10 protein-coding genes, 2 pseudogenes and 1 riboswitch are annotated in these 15,518 nt (G+C 36.1%); of the genes and pseudogenes, 1 reads left to right on the top strand and 11 read right to left on the bottom strand.

Translation table 11 applies throughout. From position 1 onward, the window contains the following. Positions 1-29 precede the first annotated feature (29 nt). The 9 genes and pseudogenes from pglX to AUO94_RS16570 form a co-directional block, all read right to left on the bottom strand. Entirely contained in the window at positions 30-3,107 is a 3,078-nt protein-coding gene (gene pglX / locus AUO94_RS16605) for a BREX-1 system adenine-specific DNA-methyltransferase PglX (RefSeq protein WP_237150145.1), read from the bottom strand. A gap of 18 nt (positions 3,108-3,125) precedes the next feature. Then, the gene (locus AUO94_RS17660) at positions 3,126-3,524 is read right to left on the bottom strand and encodes a BREX-1 system adenine-specific DNA-methyltransferase PglX (protein ID WP_237150144.1); all 399 of its coding nucleotides are present in this window, start codon (positions 3,522-3,524) and stop codon (positions 3,126-3,128) included. Between the two features lie 13 nt (positions 3,525-3,537). After that, on the bottom strand, positions 3,538-7,110 hold the full coding sequence (gene brxC, locus AUO94_RS16600; RefSeq protein ID WP_058385280.1) for a BREX system P-loop protein BrxC: 3,573 nt from the start codon (positions 7,108-7,110) through the stop codon (positions 3,538-3,540). Between the two features lie 19 nt (positions 7,111-7,129). Beyond that, positions 7,130-7,696, bottom strand: coding sequence for a DUF1788 domain-containing protein (locus AUO94_RS16595; protein ID WP_058385279.1), 567 nt, complete (start codon positions 7,694-7,696; stop codon positions 7,130-7,132). 12 nt (positions 7,697-7,708) lie between these two features. Next, positions 7,709-8,323, bottom strand: coding sequence for a DUF1819 family protein (locus tag AUO94_RS16590; RefSeq protein ID WP_237150143.1), 615 nt, complete (start codon positions 8,321-8,323; stop codon positions 7,709-7,711). Between the two features lie 12 nt (positions 8,324-8,335). After that, complete coding sequence (locus AUO94_RS16585) at positions 8,336-8,572, bottom strand: TIGR04540 family protein (protein ID WP_058385278.1); 237 nt, start codon at positions 8,570-8,572, stop codon at positions 8,336-8,338. A 186-nt stretch (positions 8,573-8,758) separates the two neighbouring features. Next, positions 8,759-10,030, bottom strand: a complete 1,272-nt coding sequence (locus tag AUO94_RS16580) for a competence protein CoiA family protein (RefSeq protein WP_058385277.1) — start codon at positions 10,028-10,030, stop codon at positions 8,759-8,761. Between the two features lie 264 nt (positions 10,031-10,294). Further along, a pseudogene (locus AUO94_RS17655) lies at positions 10,295-10,599 on the bottom strand (DUF559 domain-containing protein). A gap of 730 nt (positions 10,600-11,329) precedes the next feature. Next, the gene (locus tag AUO94_RS16570; RefSeq protein WP_058385275.1) at positions 11,330-12,619 is read right to left on the bottom strand and encodes a M48 family metallopeptidase; all 1,290 of its coding nucleotides are present in this window, start codon (positions 12,617-12,619) and stop codon (positions 11,330-11,332) included. Positions 12,620-13,010: 391 nt separating this feature from the next. After that, a riboswitch (purine riboswitch) is annotated at positions 13,011-13,110 on the top strand. A gap of 84 nt (positions 13,111-13,194) precedes the next feature. Here AUO94_RS16570 and AUO94_RS16565 point away from each other — a divergent pair. Next, positions 13,195-14,397, top strand: coding sequence for an MFS transporter (locus AUO94_RS16565; protein ID WP_058385274.1), 1,203 nt, complete (start codon positions 13,195-13,197; stop codon positions 14,395-14,397). Between the two features lie 77 nt (positions 14,398-14,474). On the opposite strand, the gene AUO94_RS17150 is transcribed toward AUO94_RS16565, so the two are convergent. Continuing rightward, complete coding sequence (locus tag AUO94_RS17150) at positions 14,475-14,546, bottom strand: hypothetical protein (RefSeq protein ID WP_237150224.1); 72 nt, start codon at positions 14,544-14,546, stop codon at positions 14,475-14,477. Positions 14,547-14,596: 50 nt separating this feature from the next. Further along, positions 14,597-15,312 (bottom strand): annotated as a pseudogene (locus AUO94_RS16560) (sulfite exporter TauE/SafE family protein). Between the last annotated feature and the right edge of the window lie 206 nt (positions 15,313-15,518).

The following is a 15,518-nucleotide window of genomic DNA, read 5'->3' as shown; positions in this document are numbered from 1 at the left end:
TCAGAAATCTCTGATGTATCTCTGTTTGTTTATATTTTAGCAACCAGGCCTTCAAACTTCGCATAGTTGACAACAACACCGTCATCCAGGTCAATTTCAATCTGCATATCGGCCATGTGGTGTAACTTCTCATCGTAAGCTTTTAATTCATCGATTTTCTTGTCTAGAACTTTTAGTTCCTTTTTAGCATCACTGATTTCTTTTGTTGAAGAATCTCCGTTAATAATATTCAGTAAATCCTTCTTCTCTGAATCCATACGAATTTGAACTTCATGTAAATAGTCAGTTCGTATACGAGAGAGTGTTGTTTTATCATATCGATGCATATAAACGAGACAGTTAAATGCTTTTTCTTTGCCGGATGTGAATAGCCAATAAATTGGACGTTTCTTATAGACTTGGAGATGATCTTTATAAAAATCATTCAAAAAATAACGACGTAAGGCTTCTCTTACAGTTTCATTGCTCCGTCTACCAAGTGCCTTTGTAACAAAATTGAGATTTTCTTCAAGTACATCTTCACTATAAGTTACACGAACGAATTCAATGAATCTTGCAACAATATCATCCTCAAAATATGATCTTGAAAGCATAGGCAAGATATTATCTTCATCTACTAAGAATTTTCTATAGCGAGAAGAATCAAATTTACCACCTGCATAGATTAGCCCTTCTTCATCAAGCGAATATCGACCAAAAGAACATCCTATTGCATACGATATAAAATTTTTAATTTCTTTTTTGAATTCTGCCCGATTTATAGTCACATTTTTTTCTTCAACTTCAGAATTCATATCATTCTTCAAATTATATGCTTCTATAAAAATACGATTTAACTCTTCTTCGTTTGATTTAAGTTGATTAAATTGTTTAATAGTGAAATTTTCCCAATAGATAAATGAAGATTCCATTGTTTTTGAGGGAAACTTTATTAAAGAATTTTTTTCGAATTTCCATGATGTTTCTTTCGAATTCCAATCACTTTTGGATATTTGAATATTTTGTTTAACTATTTCTTTTGATTCATTATCATTTAATATAGCCCCTGGAAGATTTTTGAAATACCCAACATGGAAATGCAATGTAGGATTAAGCATTTTAATAATAGAATCGAAAAACTTATTATTACAGATTGCCAGTATCTGATAAACATCCACTTCTTCATTTGCAAAACAACAATGGCCTGTTGAGTCAAATATAAATCCTTTTTCATAAAATCTAAAAGCACTACTACTAGAAGTTATATCAGACCACGAAACACTTTCCTTAAAATAATAACCCGGATTTCTTACAACAGCTTTTTTATCATTGAAAATTTCTTCACCATCATTTCCCCATTTTATTACATATTCTTGATTTCCGTACCATTTTCTATAAGCCCCACCTTTGTTGTACGGGAACCACATTTTACCAGATTCTTTAGATTCTTGTCTAGAACCTATATTAAATCCAATATTATTAAAGTTACACTCATACCATAATCTCAAATATTTATTATTGTTCGCAGTTGCACAGCCTTGTTTTGCCTCTATAATATTTCCCAAAGAATCATTTTTTTCAAAAACTTTAATTGTTTCTTCACTTACCCAATAAGCAATTGGACTTCCTGGGATTTTACTAAAATTGTCTTGATCAAATGATGAGCGATAGGAAACTGATGGATTACTAACTGCTTCTATCACTTTAATAGGTTGGTTCAAAGAACCTTTGAAATCTGAAAGTTTTATATATTCACCTTCAAACCCACTATGATAATTTCTCAAGGTAAAAGTGCAAATTGGAACAGTCGCTCCGTCAAAACCTGAATACTCTAGTTGTATTAAACTGCTAAGGGTTCGGTTAGTAATAATATTATCCCGCAACTTTTCAAAGGAAGATATAAACATCCATACAAAGGGAGACATGAATCCAATCTGGCCATTTTCTTTTGTTGCAAAGAAACTATACTCGATAAATGCTGAAAATAAATCTGATTTAACCTCAGGATAATTTTTAGCTAAATAGTTTGAAACTTCTGTTGTAACATATTTGTTCCCAGCATATGGTGGATTAGTAATGAAGATATCATATTGCCGGGCCATAATACTACCTTGTTTAATCAAACTAGCGAATAAGGGGACCAACCTATTTCTCATATCCATTTCGAAAAGATTCCCGTATTGTTCTTCCATTTCTTTCATTCGCTGGTTTAGCCATTCTTTATCGAAAGACTTTAATTTTATTAGTGATCCAATTGATTTAGCATGATGGAATTGTTCTATAAAGTCTTTCATGTTTTCATAATTTTCACCTAACGATTCATTCGCTAAAAATGTGATTTCTTCATCAGTTAGTGAATTTGTCTCTTGTAGAGCTGCTAGGTTCATTTTTAAACCCTCTAATTCAATACTTTGCAAGAAACGTTTGTTATATTCCAATGCCTTCATAACAACTGAAAAGCTGGCCAGTTGATACGAGCGAATATCGATATCTAAACCATACAAATTATTTTCAATGATTAATCTAGGAATTTCTCTCTCAATATAGCCGGCTTTGCTATAAATTTCATATAGAACGTCGAACATATAAACAAGAATATGTCCACTTCCCATAGCAGGATCAAAGCATTTTATCTCTTCAATGTTTAATTTTTTGTTTGCATAGAGAGCTAGATTTTCTTTAAATGTAGGATCAACGTTTTGGTTTTCTAAATAAAACTCCCAATTTTCAACTAAATCATGATCTTCAGGATGTGATTCAATCCAGTAACGTCCTAAAGCATTTTGGACCATGTAACGAACAATCCATTCTGGAGTGAACAATTGTGTAGCAAAAGGCAGTTCTTCTGCTTTATAGCGTTTTTTCGCTTGTATTACACGCTCATTTTCTTCTGAAATATAATATTGATACAGCCAACCAATTACTTCAACTTTTCTCCAATTGTCTTCAGGAAGAATTTCTGTGTTTGTTAGTTCATGGACAAATGCATTAGTCCCAAGTAACCCTTCAGGAAAAAGAATTTCTGTATAATCATCAATCGTCTCAAACATAAATGGCATATAACGATTCAAGTCATTACAATGTTTGATAATAAGATATTTGAAAAGTTCTTCATCTTTATTGTTCATTTTCAGATCGTACACATACTATTTATCCAAATCTAAACCCAGCGTTAGAGCTTCTTTAATCATATCCGGTTCTTTACTCTCTATATTAGAGGAAGATAATACTCTTACTTTGGTTGGAAGATAATCGTTAACTTCCATAAAACGAAGAGCTGTAAAACGGTTAAACCATGTATAAGAAACCTCTTCCATCACTCGGTCAAAACCAATTTCCCGAATACGATTTATTAATTTGTTACGTTGAACTCTTTCTTTTTCACTAAGCTGCTTTCCGTCTACAAATATTGCATCCGAGCTTTCAATCGCTACTTTTTGTATGCCTTCAGAGGTGATACCGACTTTTCTTGCTTGAAGTTCCACTCGTTCCAGCAGCTCTCTTCTGGCTTCTGTAGCAAACTTTTTCAACGCTGGTTTATTCACTGTTTTCCCCCACTTACTTTTGGAATTCTATATGTTTATTATCTTTTATGATTTCTTTTAGTTTCTGAGATAGATTCTTAATATACTCGTCTACTTCATTTTCTGTAGTTAATGGTGTAAGACTAACTAATTCTGATGATTTAATAAATCTTTTCTGAATAGGAGTAGATGGTGAACCTCCTCCCTCTTTAATAGATATATCTTCTTGTTCTTCCTGTTTTTTTCTTAACCATTCTCCAATTTCTCTGTTAATGCTGCTTTCTTCTTTTTCTTTAAAGTTTGTACTTCTTGGAATGGTTGCTTCCACTTTGAATATGTCTGTATAAGACTCTAGAACTTCCAACAAATGAGAATAAAATTTATCGATTTGCTGTTTTGTTTCATCACTTACTCCGTATTGGCTGGCAAACGAGATTAAATTTTCTTGATCTTCTATAATCTTATTTTTAGCATTGTTTTTCTTTTCAAACAAAACCGTTTTGATTTGATTATCGATTATGTGCGCCAATTCAGGAATATCTTTAATCTTTCTATAAGGAAGTGGATCTGCTAGAATCGATTCCAAATCTTCTACTTCATTTTCGATTTCTCCACCGCCTAAATAGGCCTTGTTTTCTTCGTATTTAGCAAATTGCACTAGTCCTTTATCAAATATATTTTTTTGATTGCTTGCGAAGAAGTCCTTTACATAAACTATATCTTTTTCCCAATAGCCAAGGTCTTTTTCCAGCTCTTTTAACTTAGTAAAGAAAGAGGCGTTATCTAATCCATTATGGAATTGATCGAAATATTCAAGGCCTTTATTCAAGAGGCTTTTCCCAGGGTACTTCTTGCCTTCGTATTTGGCTTTTAAATCGTTAATCTCAGCGATTTGTTTTTCAATTAGTAGTTTTAAATCTTTTACTAAACCGTCTTCATCATCTGCTAAATCAACTTTGTTGAACACTTCTTTTGCAACTCGTTTTGCTGCACGAATTAGATCTTCATCTACATGCGCACGTTTAAGGACGATGGCTTTATCTGAGTCAGCCGTTTTGGTGAATACAGAAATCAAGGTATTGGTATTCTGGTCCGGCTCCAAATATTCCGCATTATAGCGTATGCGAATGGCTTGGTCCTTCAATAGCTTTGCAATCATGGCTGCGATGTCTAAAGGTCTCCAACCATAAGGTTTTTCCTGGAATCGATCATAGAGTGTTTTCACACGCACTTGCTTTTGAATGTCACTTTGTAAGCTGATAAAATCGAAGATTTCCTTTTTAGCCAAGTTATTCGCATAGGTATCTTGGGGTTCTCCAAAAGACATCTGCTCATTACCTGGTGACAAGATATGAATTAGTCCTCTTTCGTTTTCTAAATGTTCTTTTACATAACCGAGTTTCGTATAGATGTTATCAACAAGGATTTTAAAAGCTGCATTAAATTTCTCTTTAACAGAGGAACCTTTTATCTCCACTTTGTCGCCATTGATGAAAAAAGATCCGTATTTAATAGCTTCTTCTAACAACTCACGGCTTCTGCGTGTCCGCTCTTTTATCTCTGTTTGTTTACTATTTAAGATATTTTGAATATTTTCGGGAAGTTGCGTAATATTCTTTTTTGCTTTGTAATCTTTAATCCTTAAAGCTTCTTCTATTTCCTCTACATACAACTCACTGCCACCCAGTTTAACGACCAATTCACCGCTGCCACTCGTCATCATCATCAGTTCTTGATCGGATTTTTGATAATGATCGGAAAGAGGCGATATGATGTGGACGCCAATACTTGAAGATTGGTTTCCGTAATTTTTCTCATCCATTTTCTGATTATAAGAGAACAGATATTCATTAGAGTAACGATACTTTTTTTCATCATAAAAATCTTGGAAAACAGTCGTCGCTAACTCTCTTTTAATAACATCTTCTTCAATGTGCAAGGCCTTGATTTCACGGTTAATGTCTTGTTCATCGTCTGTGAGGAAGAGATAGAAATCACCATTCTTCTGAATAAGCGTTTCTGAGATCAACTTTCTTAATGACACTTTTATCTTTTCTTTTAATGCCAATTTATCTTCGTCAATATTTGTAATCATTAATGTCGCAAGATTATCGATGTTGGCCGGCAGCTCTTTGATGTATTTGACCATAAATAAGACTTTCAATAGCTCCATATTAAAAGGATCGTCTTTTAATGAAGGGTTTTCATACGCCCCTTCGATAACACGTGAAATGGTTGGATTTAAAAACTCTCTAACCGTTTCGTAAAATGCGGGAAACGGGATTAGCAAGCCTTCTTCTTCGGTTTTATATCGTAATGCGGTTTCTTTATAAGCGGATAGCATCGAACGTTCACCTTCAGATAAACTCTTGCCTGAAGATCCATGTTTTCTGATCTGCTCGAACACGTTTTGCAGAAGTTTAAATTGATAAGGAACAAATGGATAGACATCCGAAAATTCCTGTTCGTTGTCATAGCCACGCAAATCAGCGGTGCTGTCACGGAAACTGATCAAGTTTTTCAAGATGGCGCTTTTTTCAGGATAAAGTAATCTCAATCTGTCATTTACATAATCCTTTTTCAATAGAATCCGTTTTTTCAATACCTCATCTACAGAAATGGAAGAAAGGGAAAGTCTTGTATCAAAGCGCCCTTGTATCCGCGAAAAGTCGTCGCCTTTTACTTTGACAATACTGTCAATGCTTTCCTGCGAAGTTACGATAACCCATGCTTTTCCTCTAGCATGTGTACCTAGTTCTTCTGTAAGTGTTTGAAGGTTTAACATAAGGCTCCTGCTGTCACCTATGTATTGTCCGATTTCATCCACTAAGAAAATAAGATGGAAGTTCCGGCCTTTTTGTTCGATGTATTCATTAACGTCTTTTGCAAACTTTTCAATACTGATTTCATAATTATTGACCCCATTATCAAACCAGTTACCAGCAGATTCTTCTGTCATTTCTGTAGCTTCGGAGAGGGCTGTAACGATATAATCTCTATCAAAATAAAAACTGTTTCTCCGCTCTTCCCATGACTCGCCTGCCAGATTTCTAAAGGCAGATTTAAACCCTTCATATGTACCTTGTTTGTCCAAGTATTTTTCCATTTCAGCTACTCCTGAAATATCTCCGTAATAACCTCTGTGTTCATAAAATACTTTCATGAAGACACGCAAGATCGCATCTTCTTTTGATTTATTGTCCAGCTGTGCTTTTGCATCAATATTAAAGAGAATAGTCTCTGTTTCAATACCAGCCGTACGCTGCATATTCGCCAGTACAATTGGGTCCTGAATTTTTCCATCAAAGTATTCAACTGCAGTTTTATTTTCTACTTCCTTGTTCTCTAGTAAGTAAGCCAGTATTTTTAGAAAATGCGATTTACCTGATCCGAAGAACCCAGAAATCCAAACACCCATTTTATCGGTTGAACCATTTACGCCTTTTTGGTAATTCTCGTAAAATTTAGATAGGTGTTTCTGAAGTTCCCGAGTAACAACATATTCATCCAATTCCTGTTGAATGCTATCATTATCTGTTTGGGCCACTTTTATGACTCCACGAATATCACGTTCTATACTTTTTTCAAACATGTCCTTCAATAACATGGATAAACCCCCTATTTATTTAGTTGACTAATCGGAATGCACGGTAGTAGTTATCGTCCTTAAACTTGCCGAACAAATGCAAATCTTGTTCACTATATTCACCTGGATAGAACATAATGACTGGCGTCTTATCAATCACTTCCTGTAAATTGTTCAAGATATTATGTGAGCGCACAAAAGGAAAGACCTTTCCTACGCCAGTAATAATGACGATGTTGTGTCCGTCCATCTGTTCTTTAATTCTTTGCAAGAATATCTGCGGATTTGCAAAAGTTCTCAAAGCTTTGAACAAGGCGTCTTTACCCTGCTTTTTTTCCATCTCAAAAATGCGTTCAAAGATTCTTTTATCTTTTGTAATGTCCAACAGCATTTTATATAAATCGAATTCAATAATCTTTCTGTTTGAACCTTCGTAACTGAACTCTTTTTTGATGATTTTTATATAGTCCCGGACAGCTAGTTCGTCTTCCGGTTTATAATCGAAGACATAGAAACTTATCTCATTTCCCAGTCCTCGTCCTTCTATGAATTTATCTTCTTTGATTTTAGGGATAATTTTTTCGAGTCTGCTATTTAGATTAGACATATGCTCCCACTCCTATTCCCCCATTGCCTGTAGATACTTAGAGTCACAAATTTCTATCAGATGACTTTTAATTTCATCATCTATTATAATTCGATTCAGCTCGCCTGATTTCATGTCTTTTAACATGCCGGCATCAATCAGTATTTTTGAATGTACATGTTTTAATTTTTTTATAGTTGCTTCTGTCCAGCTTGCAATACTTTCGTTTTGCTCCGCTTTTGCGGTGAAATACATGTTTAAATCCTTTTTCTCAAGAATATAATTGTTCGACTGTAATTTTTCATAAATTACTTCTTCCATGAATTCAAAGAAAAGGCGATTTGTTTTCATAATCGCATATAGATTAATAATTTTCCCAATCTCAGTTCCTTCTTCAATTACCATACTACGTAATTTTTCATCTAGCACATTAACTCGTCTTAATATATATGGAAGTCCTCTTTTTAAACTAGAAATTTTTTCATGTTGAAATATATTTTCAGTGATAACTTTCGCACGTATTTCTTTGTCAGACAACCCTTGTTCTTTAAGTATCACCACCTGCTTAAATTCATAAAACATGAATGCTGCTCCTGTTAAAGCAGATGTATATTCTAGTCTTGTTTCCATACTTATCAAGCCTTTCATTAATTCAATTCTTTAATTTATATCTAATACTTTTCGAACGATGATTAATCTTCTTTTTCCACATTGTTGTTGAATTACTTTTGTGAAATCATTATTTTTCAACAATTTTTCATGATTATTCTTGTATATATCTTTTAGTCCGATGATTAATTTATGTTCTGTAATTTCTTCTTTCCAATATGCATCAACCAATTGATTTAACGCTGTGGCCAGATCTCGTTGTGTTCGGTAAAACATTTTAATCTCCACATAGTTCCCCTCACATTTAACTTATACTTAGTTCTTATTTTACTTTAGTTTTAAGTTATTGCAATAACAGTTCGTTCTCACGCTAAAATACCTATGTAACCTCTTCATGAGAGATTACATAGGTTAAATTTTAGTCATTTTGAAATTATATGGGTTAATACTTTTGATGATCAATCCTATCGTTTTCTAATTATTAATGACCTCATAGAATCGATCATTCACATAGTCTTTTTTGACCAGCTTAATCTTTCCGGAAGATTCAATATCATTTAAAGCGATGCAGACATCTTTATAGATTTGATATCTACCTGTAGCAAAAGTATCTGATGGAGCTCCGCATTCTTCAACTAAGTATTTACTTACGTTGCTTGCAGAAATTTCTTTTACTTCTCCAATGTATTCATTTATTAGTTCAGGAATTTCATATTCGCCATATTTTTTTGTAATATTAACAAGTTTATTAACCTGTGATTTATCTATATTTATTAATCCCGCTGCTGCTAAAGGTATGTATTCTTTATCTCTTATACGTGCTTCTTTTAAAAAGTGCTTTCTTTGCTGATCTTCTATAAGTGGATCGCTTAATTGTATAGTGTCATCAGCCAACAAAGCGGTAGACATTTTAATCTCATAAGAATCATTTAACGCAAAAGCTCTGTATGGATAACTTTTTTGATCTTTTATAAAACGCTGTACAGTAAAAGTGATATTTGTTTCTGTAGATTTTACGTAATATAAACTGAACGCTTCATAGTTACTTGGAATACCTTGATAATGGTAGTTAAAAATATCAAATAGATTATTTTGAATTTCTAAATCGTTAATATCTTCTTCCCATTTTATATCTTCATCCATTTTTACAGCAATATCTAATTCTGCTTCCCACAAGTGTATAACACGACGCTCCATATCAATAGATTGCTCAGTTTCTTCAACAAACCAAATCGGCTTTAAGTTCTTTGTTTTAAAATATTCGTTTCTTTTTTTTATTTGTTGTACAAGTCTTGAATCTTGAATAGCAGTAACATCAGTCAATATAGTAATTGCAATTTCATTTTTATCATTACCGACTATAATGTCAGGATAGTATTTCCATTTTTCATCTGCTTTTTCAATGTAACCATATTCTACATGGAGATGGTCATTAATCTTTTCTTGCGTTTTCAATTCATCATATATGATTTCCTTCATTACTGAATGTTTCTTAGACTCCCTTTTTATTTGTTTTTGGTAAGTCTCGCTGGCTTCTGAAATAGTACAAGAATTGCTCGGATGAAAGAAATGTTTTTCGTATACATCTCCAGCTTTTAACTTTAAAATCCCACTGCAATATGGGCAGGTAAATGCACCTTTATCCGCAGCTTTCTTGAGCCTCCTCACTTCTTCCTTAGCCGAGCCTTCCATAATTTTATAACTTTGAAGATTAAATCTTTCCCCCTCATAAAGTGCTTCAAACATCTTATATCCTCCTTTAGATTTAACTAGGCTATTTTATCGATTTATTAATTATTGTATATTTATAGTATCATTAAAATCCTAAAATTTTCAATTAAATTAATCTTTATACCTATAAATTTATGAAAAATTTGTATTTGCAATGCTATGAAAAAGATTTATAGACGCTGTTTCATTTAACATAGCTTTATATAATTAAAACTGGCTTTTAAAATAAAAAAGAAGCCTTTCATTTAACTGAAAGACTTCTCTCCAAACTCAAAACCACTACTTAATTAACTGATGACCCCTCACTGGCTCAATCCCAAGTCTATCCAACTGCGCCCAAAGACTTTCCAGCGCTTTCGGCTTATCAAAGTAAAACTCCCTGCCACGCACTCGCCAGAATTTCCAACCTGAACGTTCTAGAGATTCCTGGCGCTTCATGTCTTCTTCGAATTTTTTGGACCGTGCCATTTTTCTCCGTCACATTCAACGGCTAATCGGTCACGAAGTCCTTCAATGACCAAATCGATTCGGTATTGGCCGACCTTGACCTGTGGCGTCACTTTATAGCCTTTTGCCAAAATCATGCGAAGAACGTCGACTTCGAAAGGCGAGTCGCATAATTCTTCCAGGTTTTGTACTTCCGTATTAACACGGGTTGGATTTTGGCAATAGCTTAATAAACTATAGCGTAAATCCATGGAATTAAGTTCTTCTAAATCCACTGAATGATACAACTTCATTTGATTTTTCGCACGGCTGGCAGCTACAGTACATCTTTGCTTGTCGGAAGTCTTTGTCAAAAACATAACTCTTCGGTTTGGTGCTGTCACCATCGACAAGAAGATGATGTCTCTTTCATACACTTGCAGTATAGAGATTTTATAACACTAACAGCATTATTACCGTGCTTTTGTTCCTAATACTACCAACAATTAAAGATATAGAAAAAATGACGTTTTACGTGTTACAAGTTCATTCTGTGTAAAAAAAAAGAGAAACCAAAAAAGTTTTTCACTCTTTTGGTTTCTCTAAAATATGATCTATATAAGTTGAATATATGATTCCGCATGATTTGTTACTCAAGGAGCCCTAGAAGAAAGAGCGGAAGACGGCGACTCCTGCGGAAAAACGGAGTGATGAGACCCCGCAGGAGCTTGCGACGAGGAGGCTCACCGCTTCGTCCGCGGAAAGCGTCCGTCTGAAGCGATTTCTTCGTTTCTCTACCTCATTGAGTTGAAAAAGCTGTTTCTTTAATTCAACTTATCTAGTTTGAGAAATGAAACTATTAAAGTGATTTCTGAAGACCAAGTTAGTTTAGATACCTTCTTCCAACATCTCCAAAAACTCTGCTCTACTCTCAGCTCCCGAATGATCGATTGCACTCAAGCCGTCCGGTCCAGGCAATGCAGGATCTGCTCCGTTTTCCACTAGCAGCAATGCGCTTTCATTTTCACCATAGATCACAGCTGTTCCAAGTGCTGTTGAGTAGTCATCGGCCGTATTGGCATCTGCTCCGGCATCTAATAAATACGCCATCATCGCCAAATCTCCAGAATAAGTGGCGTACATCAAGGCATCTGCTCCTTCAGAATCCCTTGCATTCAACTCTTCCCCATTTGCAATTGCTTCTTCAACTGCTGCAAGGTCACCCATCGAAACAGCAGACATTAAAGCGGTTTGGCCTTCTACTGCGTAATCTTCTTCATAAAGAGCATCTTCAAAATCTGGCAAAAACTGTGAAAACGCAAATGCGCTTCCTGCAAAAAGAGCAACCGTCAGCAAGTAAGCAGCACCGAGCACACCGAGCATTGCTGCAGCACCCAGAACGATTTTGCCGTGAGCAGGCTCGTAAAACTTGGCATCCTTATTATCAAATTGGCTGATAGCCTGAATACGTTTTGGTAAGCGAGGATGCGTCGATAACACTTCACTTAACCACACAACAGCGTTTGATTCTGTAGCGATTTGCTCGCAATAAGCATCTTCGTTTACTTCTACATATGTCTTCTTGCCAATTCCAAGAAGCGTTAATGCACGTTTCGCAGCTAATGCGTTTTGAATCGTAAACGCAGCGTGGCGATCACACGTGTATTCGCAAGAACGGCTATATGCTTCAGCAAGAAAAGGAATAAAACCAGCCGGCATTATTAATAGATTTTTCCAAACGTGACGACGTTTAATATGTGCCAGTTCGTGAGCAATGATAAAGTCTAACTCTTCTTGCCCCTGCTCGCGTGCCAGTTCAAACACTTCAGAATACAAAACGACCATGTCGCGACCGAAGAAACGAGTTGCGAAAGCATTAAGTGCCCCTTCCGATTGAATGACAAAAACATCCGGCACTTTTTTCAGTTCCATTTGTTTCGCTAAAACTTGGACACGCTCATAAACGTCTGGAAACTGCCGCTCATGAATCCGGACTCCATTTCCGCGAATCGAACCAAGCATAATTGCGTTTGTGAAAAGTAAAATGATAAAAATGGTTAAGGCAATGGCAATACCGATAATCGATACAGCTGCTAGTGCGTAAATAACAATGCTGAAAACTAAGCTAATAATAAAATACGCGGTTTCTCTGTTTGACTGAATACTCGTCTGATTCATCGTATACTTCCTTTCAAATTGGAATATCTTACATATAATAGCACATAGTGACCATCTAGAGAATGTAATTTTAAATTATATAAATTGAATTAAAGAATCCAACAAATATGCCGCTTCGGCGCCATGGACAAGCCTTTGCTGGGAAGTGTCTCTGAAGAGATGGAACAAAATAGCGAAAACGCCTTGGGGAGCAAGCGAAGTGCTGAAATCCATTCGGGTGTTTAGCCCGAGTTAGTTCAGCGCGAGCCCCCGGCAAGCGAGCTGTTTTGCGGAATATCGACTGCTATAGGTTTATTAGTTCAACATATATAGTTGAATAATTATTTTCATTATAGATTTCGAGCTTTTGATTAGCATACTTGCAGAAACTTCTAAACTGTAGTAATATTTTAACGTACTTATTATATGCATCTGTATAACCTTAAGGGTATGGCTTAGGGGTCTCTACCAGGAGCCGAAAAATCCTGATTACAGAAAACGACTTGTTCGTTTTTTGTAATCAGGATTTTTTTATGTTTTCTTATAAAAATCTTTGGAAGTTTGATCAATGTACTCAAGAAAGGAAGCGTACGAAAATGAATTTAAAAGTGTATATTTTAGCCTTGTCTACCGTCGCTGTTGGACTTGTCGAATTAATTGTGGGGGGGATTTTGCCGACAATTGCGGAAGAATTCGATGTATCTTTAGCAACTGCCGGACAGCTGATTACCGTATTCGCCATGATTATTGCTATTGCCGGTCCTGTCTTACTTGTTGCTACTAGCAAATTTGAACGAAAAAAAGTTTATTTAGTTTCCATGTTTGTCTTTTTTCTTGGTAACTTACTAACTTATTTCAGCCCTGACTTTACGTGGATGATGATTGCACGCGTGATCACTGCAGCGAGTACAGCACTTATCGTCGTTTTGTCTCTAACCATTGTTGCGAAGCTTGTGGAACCACGTTATCGTGCCAAAGCAATTGGTTTTATTTTTATGGGCATTAGTTCTTCACTGGTTCTTGGTGTGCCGCTCGGAATTCTCATTTCAGACGCTTTTGGATGGCGGTTTATTTTCCTTGGTATCGCCCTGTTGTCAATTGGTTCTATGGTGCTGATTGCACTTTACATCCAACCGATTCCTGGTGGCACTGCAGTTCCACTTAAACAGCAGTTAAAAGCAGTGGCGAGCGCAAAAATTGGCACTGCACACCTTGCAACCTTGTTTATGCTGGCTGGGCATTATACCGTTTATGCTTATTTCACACCCTACTTAGAAGTGAACTTGCAGCTAAACTCGACGTGGATCAGTATTTGTTATTTACTGTTTGGTATAGCGGCAGTAAGTGGGGGCGCAATTGGCGGCGCATTATCTGATTCGATTGGTTCGAAAAAGAGTATCATTCTTGTGATCTCTGCGTTTGCGATCGTGTTGTTTATCCTTCCGTTCACTACATTCTCATTGATCGTCTTCTTACCGGTAATGATCATTTGGGCAGCGCTCAGTTGGACTCTTGCACCTGCTCAGCAAAGCTACTTGATTGAAACGGATCCAGCAACGTCTGACGTTCAGCAAAGTTTTAATAATTCTGCACTTCAAGTAGGTATCGCGCTCGGTTCGGCAATCGGTGGAATCGCTTTGACTCAAACTGGTTCAGTTTCAAGTATGCCGTGGGTTGGCGCTGTTATTGTTCTTGTCGCTCTCGGCTGCGCAGTGTTTTCACTAACACGTCCTGCCATCAAGCGTACTACCGAACCGTCTCCCAATCAAAACTTTAAAGCGAATTTCGAGCGAAAATAAGAAATTCTTATCCAGGTAAAAGAAAGCCCCTTAGAAAATCAGTTGATTTTCTAAGGGGCTTTTGGTTTTTATTTTGCTTAACGCAGAATCCGCTTTTCTTTTGCTTTCTTGAACCACATCTGGAATTCATCCAGCAATTGGCTGTACACCTCTTGATCCGTGACTTGATCGATATCCGGAACATGGAATACTTATCTTTTTAAGTTAAATTATCGAACAGTAAAAACAACCCTGTAAACAGTAAGGTGCCATAGGTAACAAAACGAAATGTACGTTGGTCAATCCACTTGAATAAGAGCTGCCCTAAATACAACCCAGCCAATACAAACGGAATAGCTAAACCACTTGAAATCCAAACAGTTTTGTTTGTACCAGAAAAATAAAGTTGCAATAAGAGACTGATCGAATAGATAAACAGATAAAAAGCGAGCGTCGTTCCCCGTAATTTCTCTTTTTGTATATTCGTTCCTGAAAAGTACAGCAAAAGGGGTGGCCCTGGCATACCAATGCTTGTTGTCAAACTGCCAGACAACCCGCCAAAAAACCTGTCTCTTCTGTTGGTCTGGTTAATCCGGAAAGACAAAATCAACAGCACCGTCAGCAACAAAATAATGAGACTGATTGCTAACTTCAGTTTTTCCAAATCAACTGCCAGAAAAATAACGATTCCGACTGGCATTCCCACGACACTTCCCACAACCAGTCTTTTTAAAACGTCCATACAATGTCAGAGCGAATTTTAAAAATTAATGCTCCTGAAATGACGAGCGAAAGAATCAAATTGATCTGAATGGCATCAGTAACACTAAATAGCAGCAAAAGAAAAGGCGTCGCCAATATCGAGAACCCAAACCCCGTGCTCGTCTGCAATACCGAAGCTCCTAAAATGATGACGATACACAAAATAATTTCCATGACAGCACCTGCTTCTAAAAGATCTAGTTTAAATGGTAACACATCGCGAGAGTCCTACCCAAAAGAGCGACAGCAACTCCCAACAGTATTCTCTTGCACAATTACCATCTCCTTGTCTTCCCTCCGCAGAAAAGGTATGCCTCTTTTGATTAATAGCCTATTCTCTTCACGCATTGTCGACTATTCTACGTCTCCTGTTATAGACT

The organism is Planococcus kocurii (assembly GCF_001465835.2).
In the GTDB taxonomy this organism is placed as follows: Bacteria; Bacillota; Bacilli; order Bacillales_A; family Planococcaceae; genus Planococcus; species Planococcus kocurii.
This window is presented reverse-complemented; position numbering and strand designations above follow the sequence as displayed.